At 67.6% G+C, this 26076-nt stretch carries 26 protein-coding genes; 9 read left to right on the top strand and 17 right to left on the bottom strand.

Annotation, left to right across the window (positions count from 1 at the left end; translation table 11 throughout):
* Window positions 1–5: 5 nt before the first annotated feature.
* Window positions 6–539, top strand: coding sequence for a halocyanin domain-containing protein (locus NO360_RS08805; RefSeq protein ID WP_256307420.1), 534 nt, complete (start codon window positions 6–8; stop codon window positions 537–539).
* A gap of 61 nt (window positions 540–600) precedes the next feature.
* Here the strand turns inward: NO360_RS08805 and NO360_RS08800 are convergent, their stop codons facing one another.
* The 4 genes from NO360_RS08800 to btuC all read right to left on the bottom strand — a co-directional run bounded on the left by NO360_RS08800 (window position 601) and on the right by btuC (window position 4657).
* Window positions 601–816: a hypothetical protein gene (locus NO360_RS08800; RefSeq protein WP_256307419.1), complete on the bottom strand. Its 216-nt coding sequence runs from the start codon at window positions 814–816 to the stop codon at window positions 601–603.
* Window positions 817–879: 63 nt separating this feature from the next.
* Entirely contained in the window at window positions 880–1944 is a 1065-nt protein-coding gene (locus tag NO360_RS08795) for a transcription initiation factor IIB (protein ID WP_256307418.1), read from the bottom strand.
* A 239-nt stretch (window positions 1945–2183) separates the two neighbouring features.
* Entirely contained in the window at window positions 2184–3521 is a 1338-nt protein-coding gene (locus tag NO360_RS08790) for a heme ABC transporter ATP-binding protein (protein ID WP_256308510.1), read from the bottom strand.
* Window positions 3522–3637: 116 nt separating this feature from the next.
* Window positions 3638–4657: a vitamin B12 ABC transporter permease BtuC gene (gene btuC / locus NO360_RS08785; protein WP_256307417.1), complete on the bottom strand. Its 1020-nt coding sequence runs from the start codon at window positions 4655–4657 to the stop codon at window positions 3638–3640.
* Window positions 4658–4718: 61 nt separating this feature from the next.
* Between btuC and NO360_RS08780 the strand changes: the two genes are divergently transcribed.
* Both NO360_RS08780 and aroA read left to right on the top strand, forming a co-directional pair.
* Complete coding sequence (locus NO360_RS08780) at window positions 4719–5945, top strand: PGF-CTERM-anchored ABC transporter substrate-binding protein (protein WP_256307415.1); 1227 nt, start codon at window positions 4719–4721, stop codon at window positions 5943–5945.
* A gap of 79 nt (window positions 5946–6024) precedes the next feature.
* Window positions 6025–7326, top strand: a complete 1302-nt coding sequence (gene aroA, locus NO360_RS08775; RefSeq protein ID WP_256307414.1) for a 3-phosphoshikimate 1-carboxyvinyltransferase — start codon at window positions 6025–6027, stop codon at window positions 7324–7326.
* 96 nt (window positions 7327–7422) lie between these two features.
* Here aroA and NO360_RS08770 read toward each other — a convergent pair whose 3' ends face one another.
* Window positions 7423–7884, bottom strand: coding sequence for a pyridoxamine 5'-phosphate oxidase family protein (locus tag NO360_RS08770; protein WP_256307413.1), 462 nt, complete (start codon window positions 7882–7884; stop codon window positions 7423–7425).
* A 144-nt stretch (window positions 7885–8028) separates the two neighbouring features.
* Between NO360_RS08770 and aroC the strand changes: the two genes are divergently transcribed.
* The 6 genes from aroC to NO360_RS08740 all read left to right on the top strand — a co-directional run bounded on the left by aroC (window position 8029) and on the right by NO360_RS08740 (window position 16628).
* Window positions 8029–9180, top strand: coding sequence for a chorismate synthase (aroC, locus tag NO360_RS08765; RefSeq protein WP_256307412.1), 1152 nt, complete (start codon window positions 8029–8031; stop codon window positions 9178–9180).
* A 335-nt stretch (window positions 9181–9515) separates the two neighbouring features.
* Window positions 9516–11411: a 2-oxoacid:acceptor oxidoreductase subunit alpha gene (locus tag NO360_RS08760; protein ID WP_256307411.1), complete on the top strand. Its 1896-nt coding sequence runs from the start codon at window positions 9516–9518 to the stop codon at window positions 11409–11411.
* A 2-nt stretch (window positions 11412–11413) separates the two neighbouring features.
* Window positions 11414–12352, top strand: coding sequence for a thiamine pyrophosphate-dependent enzyme (locus NO360_RS08755; RefSeq protein WP_256307410.1), 939 nt, complete (start codon window positions 11414–11416; stop codon window positions 12350–12352).
* A gap of 204 nt (window positions 12353–12556) precedes the next feature.
* Window positions 12557–12985: an HTH-type transcriptional regulator LrpA1 gene (lrpA1, locus tag NO360_RS08750; protein WP_256307409.1), complete on the top strand. Its 429-nt coding sequence runs from the start codon at window positions 12557–12559 to the stop codon at window positions 12983–12985.
* A 210-nt stretch (window positions 12986–13195) separates the two neighbouring features.
* On the top strand, window positions 13196–14500 hold the full coding sequence (gene dinB, locus NO360_RS08745) for a DNA polymerase IV (protein ID WP_256307408.1): 1305 nt from the start codon (window positions 13196–13198) through the stop codon (window positions 14498–14500).
* 301 nt (window positions 14501–14801) lie between these two features.
* Complete coding sequence (locus NO360_RS08740; RefSeq protein ID WP_256307407.1) at window positions 14802–16628, top strand: ATP-binding protein; 1827 nt, start codon at window positions 14802–14804, stop codon at window positions 16626–16628.
* A 7-nt stretch (window positions 16629–16635) separates the two neighbouring features.
* Here NO360_RS08740 and NO360_RS08735 read toward each other — a convergent pair whose 3' ends face one another.
* From NO360_RS08735 to NO360_RS08680, 12 genes are all read right to left on the bottom strand, one after another.
* Window positions 16636–17388 carry a DICT sensory domain-containing protein gene (locus NO360_RS08735; protein WP_256307406.1) on the bottom strand — a complete coding sequence of 251 codons (753 nt, stop codon included), beginning with the start codon at window positions 17386–17388 and terminating at the stop codon, window positions 16636–16638.
* Between the two features lie 28 nt (window positions 17389–17416).
* On the bottom strand, window positions 17417–18061 hold the full coding sequence (gene tpiA / locus NO360_RS08730) for a triose-phosphate isomerase (protein WP_256307405.1): 645 nt from the start codon (window positions 18059–18061) through the stop codon (window positions 17417–17419).
* Between the two features lie 84 nt (window positions 18062–18145).
* Complete coding sequence (locus tag NO360_RS08725) at window positions 18146–18685, bottom strand: multiprotein bridging factor aMBF1 (protein ID WP_256307404.1); 540 nt, start codon at window positions 18683–18685, stop codon at window positions 18146–18148.
* Between the two features lie 96 nt (window positions 18686–18781).
* Window positions 18782–19906: a S1C family serine protease gene (locus tag NO360_RS08720; protein WP_256307403.1), complete on the bottom strand. Its 1125-nt coding sequence runs from the start codon at window positions 19904–19906 to the stop codon at window positions 18782–18784.
* Window positions 19907–19953: 47 nt separating this feature from the next.
* The gene (locus tag NO360_RS08715; RefSeq protein ID WP_256307402.1) at window positions 19954–20127 is read right to left on the bottom strand and encodes a DUF8143 family protein; all 174 of its coding nucleotides are present in this window, start codon (window positions 20125–20127) and stop codon (window positions 19954–19956) included.
* Window positions 20127–20345: a zinc ribbon domain-containing protein gene (locus NO360_RS08710; RefSeq protein WP_256307401.1), complete on the bottom strand. Its 219-nt coding sequence runs from the start codon at window positions 20343–20345 to the stop codon at window positions 20127–20129. Before NO360_RS08710 ends, NO360_RS08715 begins: the two co-directional genes overlap by 1 nt.
* 241 nt (window positions 20346–20586) lie before the next feature.
* Entirely contained in the window at window positions 20587–21210 is a 624-nt protein-coding gene (locus tag NO360_RS08705; protein WP_256307400.1) for a CDP-alcohol phosphatidyltransferase family protein, read from the bottom strand.
* Window positions 21207–21767 carry an adenylate kinase family protein gene (locus NO360_RS08700; RefSeq protein ID WP_256307399.1) on the bottom strand — a complete coding sequence of 187 codons (561 nt, stop codon included), beginning with the start codon at window positions 21765–21767 and terminating at the stop codon, window positions 21207–21209. Before NO360_RS08700 ends, NO360_RS08705 begins: the two co-directional genes overlap by 4 nt.
* On the bottom strand, window positions 21764–22861 hold the full coding sequence (gene hisC, locus NO360_RS08695) for a histidinol-phosphate transaminase (protein WP_256307398.1): 1098 nt from the start codon (window positions 22859–22861) through the stop codon (window positions 21764–21766). Before hisC ends, NO360_RS08700 begins: the two co-directional genes overlap by 4 nt.
* A 92-nt stretch (window positions 22862–22953) precedes the next feature.
* Window positions 22954–24561: a GMC family oxidoreductase gene (locus tag NO360_RS08690; RefSeq protein WP_256307397.1), complete on the bottom strand. Its 1608-nt coding sequence runs from the start codon at window positions 24559–24561 to the stop codon at window positions 22954–22956.
* On the bottom strand, window positions 24554–25165 hold the full coding sequence (locus tag NO360_RS08685) for a gluconate 2-dehydrogenase subunit 3 family protein (protein WP_256307396.1): 612 nt from the start codon (window positions 25163–25165) through the stop codon (window positions 24554–24556). The genes NO360_RS08690 and NO360_RS08685 overlap by 8 nt, the downstream gene beginning before the upstream one ends.
* Before the next feature lie 111 nt (window positions 25166–25276).
* A complete protein-coding gene (locus tag NO360_RS08680; protein WP_256307395.1) occupies window positions 25277–26017 on the bottom strand; it encodes a fumarylacetoacetate hydrolase family protein in 741 nt (246 codons plus the stop codon).
* Between the last annotated feature and the right edge of the window lie 59 nt (window positions 26018–26076).

The raw sequence follows: 26076 nt of genomic DNA, 5'->3' as shown, positions 1-26076 counted from the left end.
GATTGATGTCACGACCCAATCTCACACGTCGGACGGTTCTCGGCGCGACCGCCGCGCTCACTGCCGCCCTCGCCGGGTGTTCGGGCGGTTCCAGCGGCGGCACAACCGACGGCGGCGACGGCGATGGCGGCGGGTCCGACAGTTCCAGCGGCGACGGGTCCGGCGGCGGATCCGGCAACGGCGGATCGACGCCCTCGTTCGACGGCTACCTCTCGGGCACCTCGAACTACGACGGCGTCGTCGACCGCACGGGGACCGACGAGGTGACCGTGACCGTCGGCGCGGAGGCCAACGGCGGCAACTTCGGATTCGGACCGGCGGCAGTACGGGTCTCCTCGGGAACGACGGTCGTCTGGGAGTGGAACGGCAAGGGTAGTCTCCACAACGTCGTCGCCGAGGACGGCTCCTTCGAGTCCGAACAGGTGCAGGAGGCCGGCCACACGTTCTCCCAGCCGTTCGAGGAGGCGGGAACGGTCAAGTACTACTGTACGCCGCACGCGACGATCGGGATGAAGGGCGTCGTGATCGTCGAGGGATAGCCGGCAGTCGCTCTCGGCGTTGCCGCCGAACGATCGGGAGGCGCAGCGAAGCGGCGACGGACTATTTTCGCTCGATCAGGTCGTCGTCACCGGTACGTGCATCGAGGTACTGCAGGACTTCTTCGTACGCCGCGATCTTGCTCGTCGCCTCGAACGCGGCGTCGGGACTGTCCCGTTCGACAGCCTCGATCCGATCCTGCTCGGCCTCACGCGTCCGACGCTCGACGAAGGTCCGCAGGCGATCGGCTCTGATCCTGTCGACGTCGCGGTCGAGCATACGGCTCTAAGGGGTCGCGGCGGACAGTTAAAAGTAGCTCCGCGAGCCCCGCGGGACGCGTAATCAGGCTTCGGCGGCGCTCTGCCGGCCGCCGCGCGGCGAGTCGAGGTCCCAGGCTTCGAGCAGTTCCTGATAGCGGTTGCGGATCGTGACTTCCGAGATGTCAGTCACGTCGCTCACCTCCGCCTGGGTCAGTTCCACGTTCGTCAACTGCGCCGCGGCGTAGAGGGCGGCGGCGGCGAGTCCGACCGGGGACTTCCCCGAGTGGACGTTCTTCCGCTTGGCGTTTTCGAGCAGTTCCCGGGCCGTCCGCTCGGTCTCTTTGGGGATTTCGAGGTCGGAGGCGAACCGGGGGACGTACTCCTCGGGGTCTGCCGGTTGGATCTCCAGGGAGAGCTCCCGGACCACGTAGCGGTAGGCACGTTCGAACTCGTCCTCGTCGACGCGGGAGACGCGCGCGACCTCGTCGATGCTCCGAGGGACCTGTGCCATCCGGGCGGCGGCGTGCAGCGAGGCGGTCGCGATCCCCTCGATGGAGCGGCCGGGGAGCAGGTCCTCGTCGAGGGCGCGGCGGTAGATGACCGAGGCGGTCTCGCGGACGTTCTCGGGGAGGCCGAGCGCGGAGGCCATCCGATCGATCTCGCCGAGCGCCTGCTTGAGGTTGCGCTCTTTGGAGTCGCGCGTCCGGAAGCGCTCGTTCCAGGTGCGCAGCCGCTGCATCTTCTGGCGCTGGGTCGACGACAGGGAGTTGCCGTAGGCGTCCTTGTTCTGCCAGCCGATGTTCGTCGACAGCCCCTTGTCGTGCATCAGGTTCGTCGTCGGCGCACCGACGCGGGACTTCTCGTCGCGTTCGGCGCTGTCGAAGGCGCGCCACTCCGGCCCGCGGTCGATCGAGTCCTCGTCGACGACGAGGCCGCAGGCACCACAGACGGTCTCGCCCCGTTCGTCGTCGGTCTGGAGGTCCGTCGAACCGCATTCGGGGCACCGAAGCGTCTCCTCTTCGTTCGACTCTTCGGTCCCTTTCTCGGACTCCGTTTGGGCGTTCTCCGCTGCGTCCGCGTCGTGGTCGCGCCACTCTCGTTTTCGCTCAGTTCCGTCTCGCGCGCGCGTGTGAAGGGCGTCACTCATTTTGTTTCACGTGAGGACGGTGAGAACCGTACCACCGCCTCGCTCTCAATACGGTATTTGTAGGCGCGCCTAAAAAAATGTGTCGGCCATGTGCGAACACAATACCGAGGCGATACGTCTCTCGACACGCGTCAACTCGCGATGAGGGCGGTACGCGTGTGATACAGTGCCACGACAGTTCGGATGTGCTCACCAACTGACGTATGTCGATGGGGGACAAAAGCGCCGTCCGAGGAGTACTATCGATCACCGTCGTCAGTGCCGCGTCCGCCGTCCGTCGACGGTGGGTGCGGCCGGGTGGTCGACGACTCGGCGGGCGCTGACTCCGAAACTGCGGCAGCGACGGCCGCGGGGACCGCTGACGGCTCGACGACGCGCCCTCGGGCGCGAAGCGCCTCGTACACCCGTGTCGCCTCCGGTCCGACGAAATTTCGGTCCGCGAACGGGCGCTCCTCGACGAGGACGACGCTGTCGGCGTTCGTCGCGGCGCGGAGATTCGGGAGGTTGCCCGCCCCGACCTCCACGTCGGCGACGAGGACGCAATCGGCGGCGGCGATCCGTTCATCGACCGCCTCGCGGGCCTCGCTGTCGACGCCGGCGAAGGGGTCGACCGTCACGACGTCCAGCGCGAGGCTTCTCGCCGCCTCGGTGTCGGTGTCGCCCTCGTTCAGCGCGCCGGCCGTCACCTCGTAGCCCGCGGCATCGAGGACGTGGAGGTACCGCGCGGCGGTCCCGCCGCCACCGACGACGTGGACGCGTCCGGTCGGCGCTGCGGACCCGGACCGGCGTCCATCCGGGAGGGCGGTGACGTACACCGACCCGGTGACTGGATGGCTGGAGACGACGGCGTTGGCGTCGAAAGCCCCGCTCAGCGTCTCTTCGGTGAGCACCGCCTCGGGGGGCCCGGAAGCGGCGACGTCGCCGTCGGAGAGCAGGAGGAGTTCGTCGCAGTACTGCGCCGCGAGATTCAGGTCGTGGATCGCCGCGACCGCGGTCTTCCCGCGGGAGACGAGTTCCCTGACCAGTTCCAGCGTCCGGACCTGGTGGTTGATGTCGAGGCTCGCGGTGGGTTCGTCCAGGAGGAGCAGCGGGCTCTCCTGAGCGAGCGCCCGCGCGAGGAGGACGCGCTGGCGCTCCCCGCCGGAGAGAGTCCCGATCCCGCGGTCGGCGAACTGATCGGTGTCAGTCCACTCGAACGCGCGCTCGACGGCCTCGGTGTCCGCCTCGTCCCACCCGCCGATCCGCGAGCGGTGCGGGTTTCGGCCCATTTCGACGACGGTCCTGACGTCGAAGTCGAAGGCGACGGTCGTGTCCTGCGGGACCGTCGCGACGAGCCGGCTGGCGGCCTTCGAAGAGAGGTCGTGGACCCGTTCGCCCGCGACGGTGACCGTTCCCGAGGCCGGCGATAGCGCCCCGTTGAGCGTGCGGAGCAGCGTGGTCTTTCCGGCGCCGTTGGGACCGACGAGGCCGACGAAGGAGCCGGAATCGATCGCGGCGTCGACGCCGTCGAGGACCGTCTTTCCGCCGAGATCGACCTGTAGACCGTCGACGCCGACGAGTGGGTCGTCCGCGTTGATCCGGCTGTCGCCGTCGACGTTGTTCGCATCGCCAAGTCCGTCGTTCGCATCGCCGGTGCCGTTGGGAACGTCGTCGGCGCCGTTTCGTGCGTCGCCGCCGATGCCGACCCGATCGCTCACAGCCCCGTCACCTCCCGCGAGCGGAGGAGATAGAGGAAGAAGGGCGCGCCGAGGGCAGCAGTCACGATGCCGACCGGGATCTCCGTGGGACCGGAGCGCGCCAGCGTGTCGGTCGCGACGAGGAAGGAGGCCCCGGCGAGCGCGCTCGTCGGGAGCAGGATCCGGTGGTCTGGTCCGACCAGGAGGCGCATCGCGTGCGGGACGATCAGCCCGACGAAGCCGATCACGCCGGTCACGGCGACCGCCGCCGCGGTGACGACGCTGGAGGCCGCGAGCAACAGCCGCTTCGTCCGCTCGACCTCGATCCCGAGCGCGTGGGCGTCCTCCTCGCCGAGCAACAGGACGTTCAGGTCGCGGGCGTACAGAAGCAAGAGGAGGAACAGCGGCGGGAGGACGACCGCGATCACCCGCACTTCGGCCCAGGTCGTTCCCCCGAGGTGACCCATCAGCCAGTAGACGACGCGCCGAATGCTCTGCCCGCTCTGAAGGAGCAGGAGCGAGATGATCGCGCCCAGGAAGGTCTGGACCGCCACGCCGGCCAGGAGCAGCGTCGCGGTCGGCGTCCGGCCGTCCCGGGTCCCGATGAGGTAGACGCCGAACGCGGTGAGGACCGCCGAGACGAACGCCGCGCTCTGGAGTTCGAGCCCGAACGGGAGCGCGTACGGGAGGACGATGGTCGCGACGGCCCCGACGGCCGCGCCAGAGGAGACGCCGATGATCGACGGATCGGCCATCGGGTTCCGGAAGAACCCCTGCATCACGGTCCCGGCGGTCGCGAGCGCGAACCCGACGAACGCCGCCAGCGCGATCCGCGGGAGGCGGACGTCGCGGACGATGATCCGCTGCGTCCGTCCCACGTCGAAGGCGAACGGGAGCGGGTCCGCCGAGAGCAGCGCCTTCGCGACCGTCGCCGGCGGGATCGACACCGGGCCGATGCCGGCGCTGGCGACGACGACGGCTACGAGTGCGCCAAGGAGGGCTCCCGACCAGCCGACGGTGCGTGTTCGAATGCCCACGAGTATCTCAACCTCAGTTGGATTAGGCAAATACTTGTTGCAATAGCGTGGATCGGGGTGTATGCAACGCAGCGCAGTCGTTCTCTCGGTGCTACTGGTCGTCGCCGCGCTCGGTACGGCGGTCGCACCTACCGCGGGCGCGACGGTCGACCCGTCCGGTGGTTCCGCAGCAGTCGCCGCCGGCGACGTCACGACTCCGGAGAGCGGCGTCGACGCCCTCAACGACGCACCGCCGCAGGATCACCAGTCGGACTCCGGGTCCGACTCCGGTACCGACTCCAGCACCGCGACCTGCACGTTCCCGTACGAGACGACTGACGCCACGGGGGCCGACGTGGCGATCGAATCCGACCCCGACCGGGTCGTGACCCTCAACCCGAGCGCCGCCCAGACGATGTGGGAGATTGGCGCGCGAGACGAGGTTGTCGGCGTCTCCCAGTACGCCTCGTACCTGGAGGGGGCAGACAAGCGGGCGAACGTCTCCGGGGCCGGCGGGCCGAGCGTGGAGACGGTGCTGAACGCCAGCCCCGACCTCGTTCTCGTCCCGAACAGTTCCTACGGCGCTGCCGCCGAACGGGTCGAGCAGATCCGGGATACCGGCGTCCCCGTGTACGTATTCGGCCAGCCGGAGTCGCTCGAGTTCGTCGCCGACAAGACCGAGCGGATCGGCCGACTCACCGGAAACTGCGACGCGGGCGTCGAGCGCGCCGCGGAGATCCGCCAGTCGGTGGACGATATGGAACGGGCGCTCGACGGGACGGATCGACCGGTCGGACTCAACGTCTTCTACGGCTACACTTCCGGCGCGAACACCTTCATCGGCGACGTGATGACCACCGGTGGCCTGCAGAACGGCGCTGCGGAGGATTTCACCGGCTTCCAGATGATCAACGACGAGGCGGTCGTTCGGATCAACCCCGAGTGGATCGTCGCGCCGACGGGGAGTTCGATCCCCGACACGCCGGCCTACGAGCGTACGACCGCAGTGCAGGAGGACAACGTGATCCGCATCGACACGAACCTGCTCCAGCAGCCCGCACCGCGGTCAGTGCAAGCCGCCGAGACGATCCTAGAGAACGTCCACCCCGAGGCCTACGCGGAGTACCGGAGGCTCCAGTCCGAGGAATCGACGGCGACTGCCGGCGCGGAGCAGACGTCGGAACCGCAGACGACAGTCGAGACGGTCACCGAGCCGTCGCCGACGACCGCGGCCGACTCGCCCGGGTTCGGCCCGGTTGTGACGCTCGCCGCCCTCGCGGCGGCCGCGCTGCTGGCGACGCGTCGCTGACGCGACGAGCGATTCCCGCGCGGCCGCGACGAGGCCGCCGACAGTAAGTATCATACCCCCGCCACCGAGAACGACCCGTATGGACGTCACCATCTCGCAGTCGCGCGTCGAGGGGCGGGTCCGCGCGCCGCCCTCGAAGAGCTACACGCACCGAGCGATCCTCGCGGCCGGCTACGGCGGCGAGGCCGTCGTGTCCGACCCGCTCGTGAGCGCCGACACCCGCGCGACGATGCGCGCGGTGGAAGCCTTCGGCGGGTCAGTCGACCGCTCCGGCGACGACTCGCGGCTCGAAATCTCGGGCTTCGACGGTCGACCGGGCGTCCCGGACGACGTCGTCGACTGCGCGAACTCCGGGACGACGACGCGCCTCGTCACCGCGTGCGGCGCGCTCGCCGACGGCCTCTGCGTCTTCACCGGCGACGACTCCCTCCGTTCGCGACCGCAAGGGCCCCTGCTCGACGCCATCGACCAGCTCGGCGGGCGCGCGGAGTCGACGCGCGGCAACGGGCAGGCGCCCCTCGTGGTCGGCGGCGACACCGGCGGCGGAAGGGTGTCGATCCCGGGGGACGTCTCCTCGCAGTACATCACCGCGTTGCTGATGGCCGGCGCGGTCACCGACGAGGGGATCGAGATCGATCTGGAGACGGAGCTGAAGTCCGCGCCGTACGTCGACATCACGCTGGAAGTCCTCCGGGACTTCGGCATCGAGGCCGAGCGGACGGCCGAAGGCTTTGCCGTTCCCGGCGGACAGTCCTACGACCCGGTCGGCGGCGAGTACGCCGTCCCCGGGGACTTCTCGTCGATGTCGTATCTGCTCGCCGCGGGCGCGGTCGCCGCGGCGGACGGTAAATCCGTGGTCGTCGAGGGCGCGCGACCGAGCGCGCAGGGCGACAGCGCCATCGTGGCAATCCTCGAATCGATGGGGGCGTCGATCGAGTGGGACCGCGAGGCCGGCGAGATCACCGTTCCGCGGTCGTCGCTGTCGGGGACGACCGTCGACGTCGGCGACACGCCCGACCTGCTCCCGACCATCGCCGCGCTCGGGGCCGTCGCCGACGGCGACACCGTCATCGAGAACTGCGAGCACGTCCGCTACAAGGAGACCGACCGCGTGAGCGCGATGGCCGAGGAGCTGACGAAGATGGGCGCGTCGGTCACCGAAGAGGCGGACCGCCTGACGATCCACGGCAGCGAGACCGATCTCGTCGGGGCCCGCGTCGATGGCCGCGCGGACCATCGGATCGTGATGTCGCTCGCGGTCGCCGGCCTCGTCGCCGACGGCGAGACCGTCATCGAGGGCGGCGAGCACGTCGACGTGTCGTTCCCCGACTTCTTCGACGCGATGGCGTCGCTCGGCGTCGACGTCGAGCGCACCGAGTAGTTCGGCAGGCGTTCCCGCCGAGTAGTTCGACTGGCGGTCTCGCCGAACGGTCCGGCCGGCGGTCTCGCCGAACGGTTCGGCCGGCGTTCCCGCCGACTACGCGTCCGAGGTGTGTCGTCCGGTGATCGACTCGATTTCGAGTTCGACGATGACGATGTCCATCTCTTCGACGTCCTCGTCGAATACCCGGATCGGCGAGAACGCGCGGTTTATTTCGGCGGTGTCGAACCGCTCGTATTCGGATTCCGGGAGTTCGGTGAGGTGGCCGGTGACGAGGACGCTCCAGGAGTCGATCCCGCGCGGATCGTCGGTGTCCTCGGTCCCGTAGAGGACGTAGGACGCGGTGTCCGTCGTCTCGAGGTACTGCTGTTTCCGACTCCCGTCGGTGACGCCGAGTCGGAAGTAGAGCCGTTCGCCGTCGTAGTAGTGCGCGAGCGGAATCGCGTAGCTGTCGTCCCCGTCCGAGAGGGCGAGCACGCCCGTCTCGGCCGTCTCCAGTCGCTCTTCGACCGCCGCGTCGTCCATTCCGAGAGTGTACGCGTATTCGATGTTGTCCATGCGAGGCTCCGGGAGGTCCCGTAACGTGTCTTTCGTGGGCGCGCCGCATATTCGTTCCCCCAGTCGGGGCGTACGTTCGTCTCGACGCCCGCCGATTGCGGCTTTCTGCAACGTATATATGCCCGGAACCACGACGGCGAGGTAATGAACGGGAACCGATTCGGCCGGCTCTTCCAGGTCACCACCTACGGCGAGAGCCACGGCGACGCGATGGGCGTGACGGTGTCGGGCTGTCCGGCCGGGCTCGAACTCGACGAGGACGACGTCCAGGCGGAACTGGACAGACGAAAGCCGGGCCAGTCGATGATCACGACTTCGAGGGGCGAACCCGACGCGGTCTCGATCAACTCCGGGACGCAGGACGGGTACACGACTGGGACCCCGATCGGGATGGTCATCGAGAACAAGGACGCCCGTTCGGGGAAGTACGAACCGTACGTGACGGCCCCGCGCCCGAGTCACGGCGACTTCACCTACTCGGCGAAGTTCGGCACGCGCAACTGGGGCGGCGGCGGGCGCTCCTCGGCGCGCGAGACGGTGAACTGGGTCGCCGCGGGCGCCATCGCGAAGAAGATCTTGGAGACCGAGGACGTTCGGGTGAAGGCGCACGTGAATCAGATAGACGACATCGAAGCACCCGACGTCAGTTTCGAGCAGATGCTCGAACACAGCGAGGAGAACCCGGTTCGATGCGCCGACCCCGAGACCGCCGAGGAGATGCGCGAGCTGATCGACGAGTACCAGGAGGCCGGCGACTCCATCGGCGGATCGATCTACTTCGAGGCGCGGGGCGTCCCCCGCGGACTCGGCGCACCGCGGTTCGACTCGTTCCCGTCCCGACTCGGCCAGGCGATGATGTCGATCCCGGCGACGACCGCCTTCGAGTTCGGGCTCGGGAAGGAGGCCCGCGAGTGGGCCGGCAAGGACAGAAACGAGGACTGGGAGTTCGACTCCGACGGCGACCCGGTCCCCGAGGGCAACAAACACGGTGGCCTCCAGGGCGGCATCACGACCGGGCAGCCGATCTACGGCGAGGTCACCTGGCACGCGCCGACCTCGATCCCGAAGAAGCAGAAGACGGTCGACTGGGAGACCGGCGAGGAGAAGGAGATCCAGGTCGTCGGTCGCCACGACCCCGTACTTCCGCCGCGCGCGGTGCCGGTCGTCGAGGCGATGCTCAACCTCACGATCCTCGACTTTATGCTCCTGGGCGGACGGATAAACCCCGACCGCCTCGACGACGAACCCGGCGAGTACGACACCGACTACCATCCGTCGAGTCCCGACAACGAGTAGGTACCCACAACGGGGGGCTATCTTCGCTACTCGCGGGTGAACAGCGCAGTGCGGATATATCGGACGCCCCTCCGATAATCTCAAAAACAACCGAGAAAGCCGCGAGTATCGCAGCGCCCGTTGTGCTGTTATACGTAAGCTTTGTGGCTGTGATTCGAACGCGTTAAAATATGAGGGGTGAAGCTGGTCGTATGAATACTAAATACAAATATTTCGTGTGTTGTGGACACATATTAGGAACATCATCATCTTTCCTTGGTAACTTATAGCAAAGGCTTTAATCGATTCCTTCCGAAAGTTTTCGGTAGTGGCCCACACGGGCCGTGAGCTCAGATATGACTGACGACGAACTCATCTGGCGAATCGCGGGTGGTTCCGGCGACGGAATCGCCTCGACGAGCCAGAATTTCGCGAAGGCCCTGATGCGAGCGGGCCTACACGTATTCACGCATCGTCACTACCCGTCACGCATCCGCGGCGGCCACACCTACACGGAGGTTCGGGTCTCGTCGGACCCAGTCAAGTCGCGCGGCGACGGGTACAACTTCCTCCTCGCGCTGGGCGACTCCTTCGCTCGGAATCCCCAGGAGAACGCCTATTACGGCAACGAGGAGGTAAAACCCCTGTCGGAGAACCTCGCGGACCTCGACGAGGGCGGCGTCATCGTCTACGACTCGGGGCTGCTCGACACCGACGACATCCCGGACTTCGACGAGCGGGTCGAGGAGAACGGGTGGCACGTCTACGATATCGACCTCCGAACGATGGCCCGCGAACACGGCCGCGAAGTGATGCGGAACACCGCGGGCGTCGCGGTCACCTGTGCCATCGCCGGGATCGAACCCGACGTCATCAAGAGCCTGATGGAGGACTCGATGCCGGAGAAGGTGTTCGAGCCGAATATGTCGGTGTTCGACGACGCCTACGAGACCGTCCTCGAAGAGTACGACGCCGACGCCCCCGACGTATCGGTGCCGGAGGGCGAGCACGACGAGGAACAGGTGCTCATCTCCGGCTCCGACTCCATCGCCTACGGCGCGCTCGACGAGGGCTGTCGCTTCATCGCCGGCTACCCGATGACGCCGTGGACGGAGGTCTTCACGATTATGTCGCAGAACCTCCCGGAGGTCGGCGGGATCTCCGAGCAGGTCGAAGACGAGATCGCGGCAGCGGCGCTCGCGGTCGGTGCCTCTCACGCCGGCGTCAAGGCGATGTCGGGGTCCTCAGGCGGCGGCTTCGCGCTGATGTCGGAACCGCTCGGCCTCGCTGAGATGACCGAAACGCCGGTCGTCCTCGTCGAGGCGATGCGCGCCGGTCCATCGACCGGAATGCCGACGAAGCCGGAACAGGCCGACCTCGAACACGTCTTGTACACGTCTCAGGGGGACTCTCATCGGGTCGTCTTCGCACCGGCGGACGCGGAGGAAGCGTACAGGCAGACGCGGCGGGCGTTCCAGATCGCCTACGAGTACCAGATCCCGTCGATCGTCCTCTACGACCAGAAGAACGGCGGCGAGATGCGGAACATCCCCGCGAGCGTCTTCGACGAGGAGCCGAACCCGGACCTCGGTTCGGTCATCGCCGAGGCCGATCTGGCGGACGCGCCGCACGATCCCTCCGGGAAGTACAACCGCTTCCAGTACGACGTCGACGACGGCGTGAGCCCGCGGTCGATCCCCGGACAGAAGGGCGGACGGTACCTCGCGACCGGTAACGAACACATGCCCGCCGGTCACATCTCGGAGGACCCCGACAACCGCGTCAATCAGGTCGACCGGCGGATGCAGAAGATGGACGCGATCCGCGCCGACCTCGACGGCGACGAGGGAACGAACACCCACTACGGCCCCGAAGAGGCCGAGTACGGGATTATGACGTTCGGCTCCCAGCAGGGGACCGCCGAAGAGGCCGTCGACCGGCTGAACGAGTCGGGCCATTCTGTGAAGATGCTCGGCGTCTCCGAACTCGCACCGTATCCGGTCGAGGAGGTCACCGAGTTCATCCAGAGCGTCGACGAGGTGCTCGTCATCGAGATGAACGCGTCGGCGCAGTTCCGCGGTCTGACGCAGAAGGAGCTCGGTCGCTTCGGCGAGAAGCTCTCGAGCCTCCTGAAGTACAACGGCAACCCCTTCGAGCCCGAAGAGATCGTCGACGGGTTCGTCACCAGCATCGTCGAGGACGGGACGCTGCCCGGCCACGAGACCAAGTTCGTCCCCGCAGCGAGTGATTAACAATGAGCGCATTCAGTGCAATCGGCGAAGACGCCGAACGCGACCGTAACGAGTACACGCCGGGCCTCGAACCGCAGCCGACGTGGTGTCCGGGCTGTGGCGACTTCGGGGTCCTGAAGGCCCTGAAAGGGGCCGCGGCCGAACTGGGCCTTTCCCCCGAGGAGATGCTCGTCTGCACGGGCATCGGCTGCTCGGGCAAGTTGAACAGCTACTTCGAGAGCTACGGCTTCCACACGATCCACGGCCGGTCGCTGCCGGTCGCCCGCGCGGCCAAACTGGCCAACCCCGGCCTGACGGTCGTCGCCGCCGGCGGCGACGGCGACGGCTACGGGATCGGCGGCAACCACTTCACCCACACGGCCCGCGAGAACCACGATATGACCTACATCGTGTTCAACAACGAGATCTTCGGGCTGACGAAGGGACAGACGTCGCCGACGTCGCCGAAGGGCCACAAGTCGAAGACCCAACCGCACGGGTCGGCGAAGGACCCGATCCGGCCGCTGTCGCTGTCGCTGACGGCCGGCGCGTCCTACATCGCCCGGACGGCCGCCGTCAACCCCAACCAGGCGAAGGACATCATCGTCGAGGCCGTCGAGCACGACGGGTTCTCCCACGTCGACTTCCTCACGCAGTGTCCGACCTGGAACAAGGACGCCAAGCAGTACGTCCCGTACATCGACATCAACGAGTCCGAGGACTACGAGTTCGACAACACCGATCGCTCGGAGGCCTCCGAGATGATGCACGAGACGGAGAACGTCCTCCACGAGGGGACCGTCCTCACCGGTCGGTACTACGTCGACGAGGACCGTCCGTCCTACCAACAGGAGAAGCAGCGGATCGGCGAAATCCCCGAGGAACCGCTCGCGGAGCGGTACTTCGACGACGACTACGAGTGGGAACGCGTCTACGACACGTTCCTCGACAAGCACAAATAAGCGCTATCCGAGTTCGTCCGCGGCCCGTCTCTCCCGGGATTTTCAGCAGATTATCGGTCGCTTTCGCGGCGTGATTCGTCGGTTCGACTGGATAACCGGGTCGACTCCGGGCCGCGAGCGCCCAGTTCCGATGGCGGTTTCGTCGTCGGGAGTTCGGTTTTCATATTCGGAAGGTATTTTTTCCGCCACCCGAAAGATACGAGTATGGAAGCCACATCGACGGAAGGGCGCATCCTCGACGTTCTCGAGGAGGACGCCCAGGCGTCGTACGCCGAGATCGCAGAGCGGGCGGACGTCTCGAAGCCGACCGTGCGGAAGTACATCAGACAGATGGAAGAGGAGGGGATCATCGTCGGCTACTCCGCGGACGTCGATCCGAAGAAGCTCTCGGAGACGTCGATCGCGCTCGTGGGCCTCGACGTGGCCTCGGAGCGATACGTCGAGGCGACCCGCGAACTCAAGGACCTGGACGCCGTCGAGTCGCTGTACACGTCGTCGGGCGATCACATGCTGATGGCCGAGGTTCGAGCCCCCGACGGCGACGCCCTCGGCGAGGTCATCTCGGAGACGTTGCTCTCGATCGACGGCATCACCGCGGCACATCCCTCGTTCCTGCAGGAACGCCTGAAGTAAGACGACAGTCCGCTCGCTCCGGCCACGAGGTCCCGTCATCCCACCCGTTCCGTCGCGCCTGCCCGTCTCGTTCGACTCGGTCCGCTCCACTTTCGCTCCGGTTTGAGAACGCTATAGTGGCCGCTCCACGTCTGGACGACTGTTCGCCGACCGCGGACGAGCACCGATGTCACGCACAGACCGGCCCCCGGGCCAGACGGCAGACGGACGATGAGCGGGGAAACCCTCCCCGGCGTCGAGGAGTCGACGCCCTCTCGAATCGTCCTCCACGTCGATATGGACTGCTTTTACGCCTCCTGCGAGCGACTGCGCGAGCCGGAACTCCGCGGCGAGCCCGTCGTCGTCGGGATGGGGTACGAGTCCGGCGAAACCTTCGGGGCGGTCGCCACCGCGAGCTACGAGGCGCGGGAGTACGGCGTCGAGAGCGCCCAGCCGATCTCGGAGGCGCTGGAACGGCTTCCCCGTGCGGAGGCCGGAACGCCGGAGCCGTCGACGGAGGCGGACCGCGACGCCGACGTCGGTCACTACCGACCGGTCGACCTGGACTTTTACAAGTCGGTCGCGACGTCGGTGAAGGAGATCCTCCACGAGTGCGCCGACGTCGTCCGCGAGGTGAGCATCGACGAGGCGTACCTCGACGTCACCGAGGAGACCGGCTGGCGGCGTGTCCCAGACGGCGACCGGACGCTCGCGGAGGGGTACGCACGGCACGTGAAACAGCGGATCGGCCGGGAGGTGGGCGTGCCGGCGAGCGTGGGGGTCGCTCCGAATATGTCCGCAGCGAAGATCGCCTCCGATCACGACAAGCCCGACGGCCTGGTCGTCGTCGAACCCGGGGACGTGGAGGAGTTCCTCGCGCCGCTCCCCGTCGATGCGGTTCACGGCGTCGGACCGGTCACGGCCGATCGGCTCGCGGAGATGGGCGTCGAGACCGCCGGCGACCTCGCCGAGGCGGACCCGACGGCGCTCCGCTCGGCGTTCGGATCCCGCGGGGTGGAACTGCACGACCGGGCGCGCGGGATCGACGACCGTGAGGTGACGCCGACCGGCCGACCGAAGAGCCTCTCGCGGGAGTCGGCGTTCGCCGAGGCGACCGACGACCGGGGAGAGAAGCGGGAGACGCTCGCGGCGCTCGCGGCCGACGTGGCGGCCCGCGCTCGGAGTCGAGACGCGACTTACCGGACGATCGGGATCAAGGCCGTCGTGCCGCCCTACGACGTCAACACCCGAGAGCGGTCGCTCCCGGGGCCGGTCGACGACCCGGAACTCGTCGAGGAGGTCGCGCTCGAACTACTCACAGAGTTCGACGGTGAGGCCGTCCGCAAGCTCGGCGTCCGCGTCTCGAATCTGTCGTTCGCGTCGGGCGAGCAGGCTCGGCTCGACGGGTGGGAGGGGGGCGAGGTGGATGGCGGCGAGGGGGCTGAGAGGCGGTCCGCTCCCATCGACGAGGATGGCGCGGTCAACGCCGAGCCGGAGGGGCAACTCTCCTTCGACGACCTCGGCGACGGCGCGTGAGACCCGGACCACGACGGAGAGACGGCCGAGTTGCGGTCGTAGAGGTCGAAGAACGTCTGAGTTGCGGTCGCGGGGCTCGAAGGCTATGTCTGGCGAACAGTCGACACCAGCAGTGGACGCTCGTCCGTCCGCTCCCACGTCGGTGTGCCGAGCGATCGCTCGCCGACGCGGGGCAGTTGTCAGATCACGGCGACCCTGGTCCCCTTCTGGCATATAAACGTACGCCGAATCCGAACCGAGCGGAGTCCTACGCCGGTCGACGGGGAAGGAACTATGCCCCGCGGGGGCGAGCACCCGATAGATGACCGAGGACACCGAGACCATCGGCGTCGCGACCGTCAGCGAGGGGCCGGGTGGCGACGGGAGCCAGGAGCCGGGAACGGAGGTCGAACTCCCCGTCGTCGACATCCTCACCGGGCGGGGGTTCGTCACCGGCAAGTCCGGGTCCGGAAAGTCGAACACCGCGTCGGTGATGATCGAGAACCTCCTCTCGAAGAACTTTCCCGTGCTCATCGTCGACACCGACGGGGAATACTACGGCCTCAAAGAACAGTTCGAACTCCTCCACGCGGGGGCCGACGAGGAGTGCGACATCGTCGTCAGTCCCGAACACGCCGAGAAGCTCGCTCACCTCGCGCTCGAACAGAACGTTCCGATCATCCTCGACGTCTCGGGGTATCTCGAAGAGGACGAGGCCCAGGAGTTGCTCACGGAGGTCGCGAAGAAACTGTTCGCCAAGGAGAAGAAACTCAAGAAACCGTTCCTGATGCTCGTCGAGGAGTGCCACGAGTACATCCCCGAGGGCGGTGGGATGACCGAAGCGGGCAAGATGCTCATCAAGATCGGCAAGCGCGGGCGGAAACACGGCCTGGGGATCGTCGGCATCTCTCAGCGTCCGGCCGACGTGAAGAAGGATTTCATCACCCAATGCGACTGGCTCGTCTGGCACCGGTTGACGTGGAACAACGACACGAAAGTCGTCGGCCGCATCCTCGGCTCCGAATACGCCGACGCGATCGAGGAGATGGGCGACGGCGAGGCGTTCCTCGTCACGGACTGGTCGGAGTCGCTCCGACGGGTCAAATTCCACAAGAAGCGGACCTTCGACGCGGGCGCGACGCCCGGGCTGGACGACTTCCAGCGACCCGATCTGAAATCGATCGACGGCGACCTCGTCTCCGAGTTACAGGACATCTCCGACGAGAAGGCGCGCCGGGAGAGCGAGATCGCGGATCTGAAGCAGGAACTGGAGAAGAAAGAGACGAAAATCAGACAGCTCGAAGCCGAACTCGAGGAGGCGCGCGACCTCTCGCAGATGGCCGAGCAATTCACGCAGGCGATGTTCCAGACGGCGGAGTCGCCATACCGCGGCGGGAGCGGGAGAAACCTCAGCCGGCCCGAAGAGCAGCAGGCCGCGCTCGACCAGTACGATCCGGACGTCCCCGTCACCGAGGCCGACGGTCAGGGCACCGACAGCGACTCGTCCCCGTCAGACGACGCCGTCGACGACGAGGAAGTCGCCGTCAGCGAGGCCGCCGCCGGCGCGTATCCGGGCCTCGATATGGACGTCGGCAGCGACGGCGAGATCGATCTCGAGGGTGCGCTCGACGACGACTCGGACGAGTCGGAGGACGACCGCCCCGAACCCGACGTCGCCCCCGAGCGCACCCACGAGGAGACGGCAGTCCTGAACGGCCGCTCGGACGTGATCGAGCGCCTCCGCGACGTCGTCCGATCGCTGCCGCCCGCGGCGAGACGAATGCTCGCGTTCTACCGCGAGATCGACGCCTGCGATCCGGTCGACGCGCACGTCGCCGCCGGCGAAATCGGCGATAAACAGCTCGCGTACAGCCGCAACGGCCTCCTCCGACGTGCGGGGTTCGTCGAGCACGTCGGTCGCGGGCGCTACGCCTACGCGCTGCCGAAACTCGTCCGCGAGGAGTTCGCAGACCGCCTCGACGACGACGAATTGCGGGCGGTCGTCACCGCCGTCGAAGCCGCCTTCCGACCCGGGGACAGCGACGAGACGGGCGAGCGTGACGGCGCGACCGGGGGGACCAAATCGGATCGCGTCGGCGGGAGCGGCGGCGAGGACGGCGAACGGGACGCCGAGGCCGCAGACGACTGATCGCAGGCTACAGTTGGCGGACGATGTACTCGTTGATGTCTTCGACCAGTGACTGCCGGTAGGTCCAGAATCCGGACCACTTGTCGGCCTCCTCTTCGAGCGCGAGCAGTGCGATGTGCCCGTCTCCGTCCGGCGGCGTGTACACCACGAACCAGGAGTCCCGAAAGTCCTCCTCGTAGCCGGCGTGAATCGTGATCGTCGAGTCCCGCGGGGGTTCCCATCCCGGTTTCCCGTACACGTGCACGTCGACCGGGGTATCGTCGAGCGTGCGGTACACCTGATTCGTTCCGATCTCGTCTTCGATCCGGGAGAGCTGCTGGAACGACGCTCGGAGCGTCCCCGCCTCTCGTTCCCACGCCCTGCGTTCGATGTACCGAGACAGGAGGATCAACAGCAGTTTCTCGGAGTGTGATTGGGGATAGCCCCGGAGGAAGAACGGCACGTCGTCGAGTCGTTGTATTACCGACGGCAGTTCGACCTCCTCCAACGCTCGCGCGCCGGTGACGAACAGATCGGAGTTGATCAACAGGATCGACTCTTGGAGTTTCTGGAGCGGCGACTGCGCGACGATCGATCCGTCCTCGACGAGGAGAACCACGTCGTCGTCGCCCTCGGGGACTTCGACCTCCTCGATCGAAACCGGCTGGTTGGCGAAGAGGCTTCCCAGCATCTGTTGGACGGGGTCCGGTGCCTGCCTGTTGAGCACGACGAGCGACCGGTCCGGGTTATCGATTCGATCGAGGAATCGCCTGAGTGTCATACGTGATCGTCCAACATCGATGGTCCGTTCAGAGCGGCGCGACCAAGTTTTCGAGCGCTGCGCGGGGGTCGTCGGCTTTCGCGACGCCGGAGGCGAGCAGGATCCCCGTTGCACCGAGGTCACCCGCGGTGGCGACGTCCTCGCCCGAGGAGATTCCCGCACCGCAGTAGACGTCGACGGATTCGTCGACGTTCGCGGCGGCGGCGACGGCGTCCTCGACGATGCCCGGGTCGGCGGTCGCGACGGACACGTCGCCGCCGATCAGTTCCGGGGGTTCGACCGCGACGCTGTCGGGGCCGAGGGCCGCGACCGCGCCGATCTGCGCCGGGTTGTTGGCACAGACGCAAGTCTCGAGTCCGGCGCGCTCCGCCGCGCGGACGGCCCCGTCGATGTCGGCCAGTTTCAGCCGCTTCTCGGAGTGGTTGACGAGCGTTCCGACTGCGCCGGCCTCCGCGACCGACTCGGCGAGCGTGCTCCCGGTGTGGCTCCCATAGCCGTTCGGATCGACGTGCTGCGCCCACGTCTCGACGCCGGTCTCTGACACGCGGGCGATGTCGGCCGCCTGTGGCGAGACGGCGATGCGAACGTCGGAGGTGTCGGCCACGTCCCGGGCAGCGGTCGCTACCTCGATCGGATCACAGGGATAGGCCTTGAGATTGACTACGATGAACACGTCCGGTGTAGAGACGCCCGCAACGAAATAAATTGCTGCTCGGAATCAATACCGATATTTCCGTTCGGGAGTCGCGTTCGAAAGTCAGTCCTTCCGCTTGACCACGTCGCCGAGCGTGGTCGTCGTCGAGGACCCGCTCGACCAGTCGCTGTCGTCGGTGTCACCGCCCTCGACGAGGGTGATTTCGAGCTTCCGTTCGAGTTTCTTCTGGACGTCGTCCGAAGGGAGGATGTCACCGCGTTCGAGCTTGCGGATCAGACTCGCCTTCTCGTTGAGCGACTGCGCGAGTTCCTCCTGACTCTGCCCGAGGTCCTCCCGCGCCTCGCGGATCCGCCGATCGTAGTCGGCGGCGATTTCGTCCATATCGTCGAACATATCGCGGCGGCGGGTCGAACCGCCGGAGGAGCCGCTCCCCGCCGAAGAGGACGTGCTCGAAGAGCCGCTCGATCCCGAGGACTGGGAGGAGCTCGACGTCGAGTACTTCGTCGACTGGGAGGAACTCGACTCAGTGCGGACCTCGGTGCCGAACTCCTTGCAGTCGTCGCACAGTTCGAGTTCGGCCCCCTCGACCTTGACCGTCGTCAGGGACGGCCGCTCACTGCCGCACATCTCGCACTGGGGCATACTCCGTCGTAGTCGAGGGGGCGATATAAAGCACACGCCGCCGGCACCGGAACGTCACCGTTCGTGCGGCCGAGACTGTTGGGGCGGTCGCCGAGGTCACTGCTTGGGTCGAGTTCCGAGCTCGACCTCGACCACTGTCACGTACCCGTCCCGCAGGACCGTTAGCTCGACCGTGTCTCCCGGCCGCGTTTCGAGTTCGAGGTGACTGCTGAGGTCCTCGACGGTTCTGAGCGTCTCGCCGTCTATCGACAGGAGCACGTCGCCACCGACGCTGACGCGCGAACCGCCGACGAGCCGCGTCTCGGTGCCTCCTCGAAGGCGTCCCGCCGCCGGCCCGCCATCGAGGACAGTCGTCACGAGCACGCCCTGCGGGCTCGACAGTCCGAGCGCGCGAGCCAAGTCGGGGGTGATCGCCGCGAGCGCCACGCCCAGGAACGGGTGGTCGTAGGAACCGTCTTCGATGAGTCGCGGGACTACGCGTCGGGCGAGCGCGGCCGAGATACCGAACGCGACGTTCTCTCCCCGCTCGGAGTTGATCACCGCGACGACGCGCCCGTCCAGCGACAGCAACGGTCCGCCGCTGTTCCCGGGATTGATCGCGGCGTCAGTCTGGATCGCGTCCGGAATCTGCGCGCCCGTCGGGGCGGGTGCGGACCTGTCGACGCCGCTCACGACACCGGTCGTGACAGCCCCGTCGAGACCGAACGGAGAGCCGACCGCGACGACCTCCTGTCCGACGGCCGGTTCGGACGCGGCGAACGACAGCGGTTCCGGACTCGGTGCCGATTCCGGGAGTTCGATCACCGCTAGATCGCTCTCGGCATCCGTTCCGAGGACGTCGCCCCCGCTCCACCGAGCGCGGCTGAAACGGATGTCGACGGTCGATGCCTCTCCGACGACGTGGGCGTTCGTGACGACGTACGAGGGTTCGACGAGAAACCCCGAACCGCTCCCGCCGTCGGTCCTGACCAGCACCACCGAGTCTACCGCCTGCCGGTACACCCGGGTGTACGGGCTCGTCGGCGTCTCCGACCCGGTCGGTTCCTCCGTGGCGGACGACGGTGGGGACGCGCCCTCACGTGTCGCGTTCACCGCCGCCGTCGAATCCGGCGGCTGCGTCTCCGCTCGCGGCGCGTCCGTGTTACAGCCCGCGAGCGCAGCCACGAACGCCGCCCCGCCGAGTTCGAGGACCCGTCTGCGCGTCGGGGTTCGGTCGTCCATCTGTGGCCGTTTTTCGGCGGTGGGACTTATCCGTGCTCCGGAGTCTCTCAGGGATCGCGGGAGTCGTGGTCGTCGCGCGTATCCCGCCGTGCCGCCCGCTCGGCGTCGCGACGGTCCATCGTCGACCGCTGATCGTGTTCGGCTCGGACAAGTAGGTAGAGGACCAGCGGGGCCACGACCGCGAACAGGACGAGGAAGAGGAGTAACGGGCCGGCAATCATCACCCCAGGAACACGTCGACGATGTCGCTAGAGCCGGCCGTCGCGTCGCGGTACAGCTCCGAGTAGCCGCAGTTCGTACACGAGACGACCTTGAAACTGTTCGTCTGGATGTCGAACATCTTCGAGAGGCCGCCGCCGGTCGTCGAGATCGTTCCGACGTCGGTCTCGGTGTGACCGCACTTCGGGCATCCGCGGTCTGCGTCTGGTTCGGGGACCATACGTGTCAGCAGTCGGGAGAGCGGTATCAGTTTTGTCCCGCGCGGCCGCTCCGTCGACGGAGGTTTATATACGATCCCGTGACCAGACGCCCCGTGAGTTGAGACCCACCCCGCGCCGGGTCGCGGTTGTTCGGCACGTCGGCGCGGGCCCGAAAGCGACGGCGCTGTCAGGACGCCGTCGCGAACGGAGTGCCGACTGTCCGCCAGCGTGCATCTTCCCGAGATCGGTCTTCTAACCCGGCTACGCCGACAGATCCGACCACGCGCCCCAGAACCGCTGCAGCGCGGTGAAATGCCCGACGACGGCGAAGAAGACGAGGAGCCAGCCGACCAGCGACAGGCCGAACGGTCGCGGGGGAACGGCCGCCAGCGCGAGTGACAGTGCCGCGGCGAAGGCGACGACGCCGATTATCGCGAGGCGGTCCGCCCGCCCGACGAGACCGCCGTACGCGCGCCCGAGACCGACGGCCTGGATCTGCGTCCCGAGGTAGGAGGTCATCAGGACGCCAGTGACCGCCGCCAACCCCAGCGCGTAGGCGTCGATGCCGGCCGCGAGTCCGACGAGCATCGCGATGTCGGCGTAGCGGTCCAAGACGTGATCGAGGAGGTCGCCGCCGTCGCTTTCGACGTTCTGGGCCCGCGCGAGCGCGCCGTCGACGAGGTCGAGCCACCCGTTACAGAGGACGAACAGCGCGCCGGTGACGTACCACAGCGGGGTCGCGACCGCGAACGCGCCGCCGGCGGCGACCGCGAAGCCGAACGCGACGACGCTGACGCCGTCGGGAGTCAATCCTAGGCGGTCCGCGGCGGCGACGAACGGACCGAGCAGTCGGTCCGCCAGTTCGCGGTACTGATCCAGCGTCATAGGTATTCGACGAAATCGACGACGCCGACGCGGGGGTCGATTTCGCCCTCGATAGCGGCCGCCACGTCGTCGGCGACGGTTTCGGGATCGCGTCCGGTCGTGTCGATCTCCCAGACCGACGCCGCGCCGTGTCGGTCGACCGCCTCCGCGAGAATCACGTCGAGCGCCTCGCTCTCGGCGTTCTCGGAGATCGAGTCCTCGGACTCGCCGCGCTCGCGGAGCCGCGGGTGCAGTTCGTCCGGCTGACAGCGAAGCACGATCACGCGGTCGGCGTCGAGGAGGTGCGAGAGGTGCGATTCGACGAGGACGTCGCGGCCGCTTCCCCCGTCAGCGTCGGCTCCGCCGGCGCCGTCCGGCTCCCGGTCGGCGAGCCACGCCTCGACGGCGTCGAGGTCCGCGACCAGCGAGTCGCGTTCGGCGTCCCGGTCTTCGAAGAGTTCGGCCTCGCGGATCGCCTCGTTCAGGTGGACGACCTCGATTCCCAGCTCCTCGGCGACCAGTTCCGAGACCGTCGTCTTCCCGGTGCCCGGCGTCCCGGTGAGCGCGATGCGGCTCACGGTTCAGTGGCCTCCGGTCGGAGTTCGGCGACGACGTCGTTGAGCACTTCGACCGCCTCGCGCGTCTCCTCGCGCGTCCCGCAGGAGACCCGGACGCACTCGGGAAGCCCGAAACTGGTGGTGTCGCGGACGATGAGGCCCCGCTCTTGGGTCGCCTCGGCGACGGCGGTCGCGTCACCGACCTCGCAGAGGACGAAGTTTCCGCCGGAGTCCCACGTCGGGACGTCGAGTTCCTCGCGGTAGTGCTCGCGGGCCCAGCGAGCGGTCTCGATCGAGCGTTCGAGGTGCTCCTCGTCGTCGAGCGCGGCGAGCGCGGCGCGACAGGCGAGTTCGTTGGCCGCGAACGGGGTGTTCACCCGTGCGTAGGCGTCGGCCCACGCCGTCGGGACGGCGGCGTAGCCGATCCGTAGCCCGGCGAGTCCGTAGGCCTTCGAGAACGTCCGGAGGACGGCGAGGTTATCGTACTCCGCGAGCAGATCGATCGCGGAGGGCTCCGCGGCGTACTCCGCGTACGCCTCGTCGACGACGACGAGGGTCTGTTCGTCGACGCGCTCTGCGAGTTCCCGAATCTCGTCGCGTGCGAGCACCGACCCCGTGGGATTGTGCGGTGTGGTCGCATAGAGAATTCGCTCGCCGTCGTACGCCGACAGGATCGAGTCGGCGGTCTGCTCGAAATCGTCGTCCTTCGAGATGGGGTACGTCGACGCGTCGCCGTGGTGGTACCGCGCCGACATCGAGTAATAAGAGAATCCCGGTGCCGGCACGAGGATGTCGTCGTTGGGTTCCAGGAAGGCACGAGAGAGGTAGTCGATCGAGCCGTCAGCGCCGGCGCTGACCCACACCTGGGAGTCGTCGAGCCCCCACTTCTCAGCGATCCGTTCGGTGAGGTCCGTGTGAGAGGCCTTCGGATAGACGTTCACGTCGGGCGCGGCGGCCTCGACGGCTGCGACCGCGTCCGGACTCGGCCCGTGCGGGTTCTCGTTCGAGGACAGTTTCGTCAGTTCCTCGGGATCCATTCCGAGGTCGCGGGCCACCTCCTCGGCCCCGCGGCCGGGTACGTACGCCTCGTGCGCGGAGAGGTCCCTGGGTTGCATACGCGTATCCTGTCGCCCGCGGGTCTTTAAGGGTGCGTCTCCGGTTCGCCCGAGGCGGGTTTCCACCGCTATTCACCGGTCTCTGCTGGGGTCTACAGCGACGCCGACAGCGACGCCGCCGCGCGAAGCGAGAGCGCGGCGATGGTGAGCGTCGGGTTCATCGCACCGCCGGTGGGGAACACCGAGGAGCCGACGATCCAGAGGTTCGAGAGGTCGTGCGTCCGGCACTCGGCATCGACGACGCTGGAGGTCGGGTCCGTCCCCATCCGCGTGGTGCCCATCTGGTGGTACGCCGGGCCCGTCGCGTCCGGGCCGACGGTCCACTCGATGTCGACGCCGAGTTCTTCCAAAATCGCGTGCTGGACGTCGTTCGCCCGTCGGATCGCGCGCTTCGTTCGATCCGCGAGCGACCACTCGACGTGCGGCACGGGGTTCCCGTGGTCGTCGCGGCGGTTCAGGTCCAGCGTGATCCGGTTCTCCGCGTCGGGTAACTGCTCGACGAGTCCGCCCATCGCGATGTGCGTGCCGTAGGACTCCCGGAGCTGCTCTAAGAGTTCGTCGCCCCACGTCTCGGCGTGGAGGGCCTCGATCACGGGAGAGGGTCCGGCGTAGTTGAGGAACTCCAGTTTCGTCCCCTCGACGGGATCCTCGTCGTCGTAGAACTGGTGGCACTCGCTGGTGATGAACCCGACGTGGTTCTGCCGCGTCGGTTCGTCAAGGCGACCGCCCGCGCCGGCGAACAGGTGATCCATAAAGAAGCGACCGACTGCGTTCGAGGTGTTCGCCAGGCCGTCTGGGTACTGCTCGGATTCGGAGAGCAACAGCAGGCGCGCGTTCTCGACGCCGCCGCAGGCGAGGACGAACCGCCGGGCGGGCTGGCGGTGCTCGGTGCCGTCCGGCGTCGCGTAGACCGCGGCCTCGACCGCGTCGCCCGCCGCGTCGTGTTCGAGTCGTTGCACGGGTGCGCGGTCGATCAGGCGCGCCCCGGTCGACTCGGCCTTTTCGACGTGGGATTCGGCGGTGTACTTCGCGCCCGAGGGGCAGACCGGCCGACACGTCCCGTACCCCTGACAGGCGGCGCGGCCGTCGTACGGCTCGGAGTTGCGGGCGTTCGGCACCGAGTGCATATCGATCCCGAGGCGTTCGCAGGCTTCGGCGAAGAGCGAGTCGGAGTAGGAGGGCGGAAACGCAGAGAGGGGAAAGGGCTCCTCCCGCGGCGGCGCGTAGGGATTGTCCATCGCGCCCGCCACGCCGAGCGCTCGCTCGGCCTCGACGTAGTAGGGCCGCAGGTCCTCGTAGTCGATCGGCCAGTCGACGCCGACACCGTGTCGCGTCTCCATCTCGAAGTCGCGCTCGTGCAGACGCATCACCATCCCCTGCCAGTGCAGGGTCGACCCGCCGACGCCCTTCACGCGGGCGGCGTTCAGCGGGTAGTGCCGCCCGGCGGTCGTGTACGCGTCCCGCGGGCCGCCCATCTCCCAGGGATCTTCCATCCCCGGCCGGATGTGTCGCTCCTGCTGTTCGCGTCGGTTCGCGAAGTCGAACCGCGGGCCGGCTTCGAGGACGACGACGTCGGACCCCTGCTCGGCGAGTCGGTGGGCGACGAGCGCGCCGGCGGGCCCGGAGCCGACCACGCAGACATCGGCGTGGGATGCGGGCGTGCGGTCGACGCCGTCGCCGACGCCGCCGTCCTCAGCCATCGCTTGCACCCCCTTCGGCGTCGCTCTCCGCGCCCGGCATCGCCCCGCGCTGGTAGCTCTCGATCCCCCCGGGGTGACCGATCGGGTTCTCGATGCCGACGAGTCGGCCACCCGCGGGCGAGGAGTAGAAGGCGAAGAGCAGGTCGTCGACGAGGAAGAAGCGGATCCGGTCCGAGATCGGTCCCTCGGGGTCGGGGTCGGCGGTCTCGACGCCGAGGTTCCGGAGTAGTCGGTCGCGAGCGTCGGCGTCGAGGTCGGCGTACGTTGAGTCCTCCCAGTCGCGGGCGACGGCGTCGAGTTGGGCGGCCGCCTCCCGAACTCCGTCGCGGTAGTCGGGACGGTCCGAGACCCGGCCGAGGACGTACGTCTCGACGAACTCGCGGCGGCCGTCGACCTCGTCGGGATAGAGGACTGCGGAGAGCGCCTCCAGGAGGTCGAGGAGGTCCGTCGACAGCGACGGCGCTGCCGAGGAGTCCGAGTCGAGGGATGTCGATCCCTCAGTGCGCGCGCGCGGCGGCTCCATCCGCCCGGCGAGGACGCCGCCGCCGATCGTCGCGCCCGCGGCCGCCAGCGCCGCCAGGGCGTCGCGTCGAGTCAGTTCCACGTTCCCGGATTAGGCAAACCTAAACTTAGGGGTTGCCCTTTCGGAATCGCCGAATGCAGTACGGCCGCAGACCACTGATCCGACGCGTTGCAGTTCCGGCGCGGCCTGGACTCACCTCGGTTCCGGAATGCGAACGTCGTGTTCGAGGGTTCCGACGCCTTCCAGTTCGACCTCGACGGTGTCGCCGTCTTCGAGCGGCCCGACGCCGCCGGGCGTCCCGGTCGCGACGACGTCGCCCGGTTCCAGCGTCAGATACGTCGTGATCTCCTCGATGAGTTCCGGGACCGAGAAGGCGAGGTGATCTCGCGAGGAAGATTGTCTGGTCTCGCCGTTGACGCGGAGTTCGATGTCGGCGTCCATCGGGACCTCGTCGGGGGTCGCGACGACCGGCCCCAGCGGGGCGGCGTTGTCGAAGGCCTTCCCGCGCACCCAGTTGGTCTCTCGGCGCTGGTCGTCGCGGTTCGAGAGGTCGTTCATACAGGTGAATCCCGCGACGTGGTCCATCGCCTCGTCGGCCGCGACGTTCCGCGCCGCCTCGCCGATCACGACCGCGATCTCCGCCTCGTGGTCGATTCGCTCTTTGCCGGCCGGCAGCGTCACCGTGTCGCCGTGCGAGGAGAGGGCGTTCGGCGGCTTCAGAAAGAGCAACGGCCGGTCGGGGATCTCGTTGTCCATCTCCGCGGCGTGATCGGCGTAGTTGCGGCCGATACAGACGATCTTCGTCGGTTCGGCTGGCGGCAGGATATCGACGTCGTCGAGGTGGTGGGTCTCGCCGCCGAAGGAGACGCTGTCTCCGTGCCACTCGCCCGCTCGAACCGATCCCGCGGGATCTCTGAATCTGACCGTGTGCATACCTCGGGGTGTCGTCCGCGCGGCGCTTCGTTCTTTCTATCGAGCCGTGGGGGCGTTTC

The organism is Halobellus litoreus (assembly GCF_024464595.1).
GTDB lineage: Archaea > Halobacteriota > Halobacteria > Halobacteriales > Haloferacaceae > Haloquadratum > Haloquadratum litoreum.
Note: the sequence above shows the minus strand (reverse complement) of the source record. Positions and strands in the feature narration are given on the sequence as shown.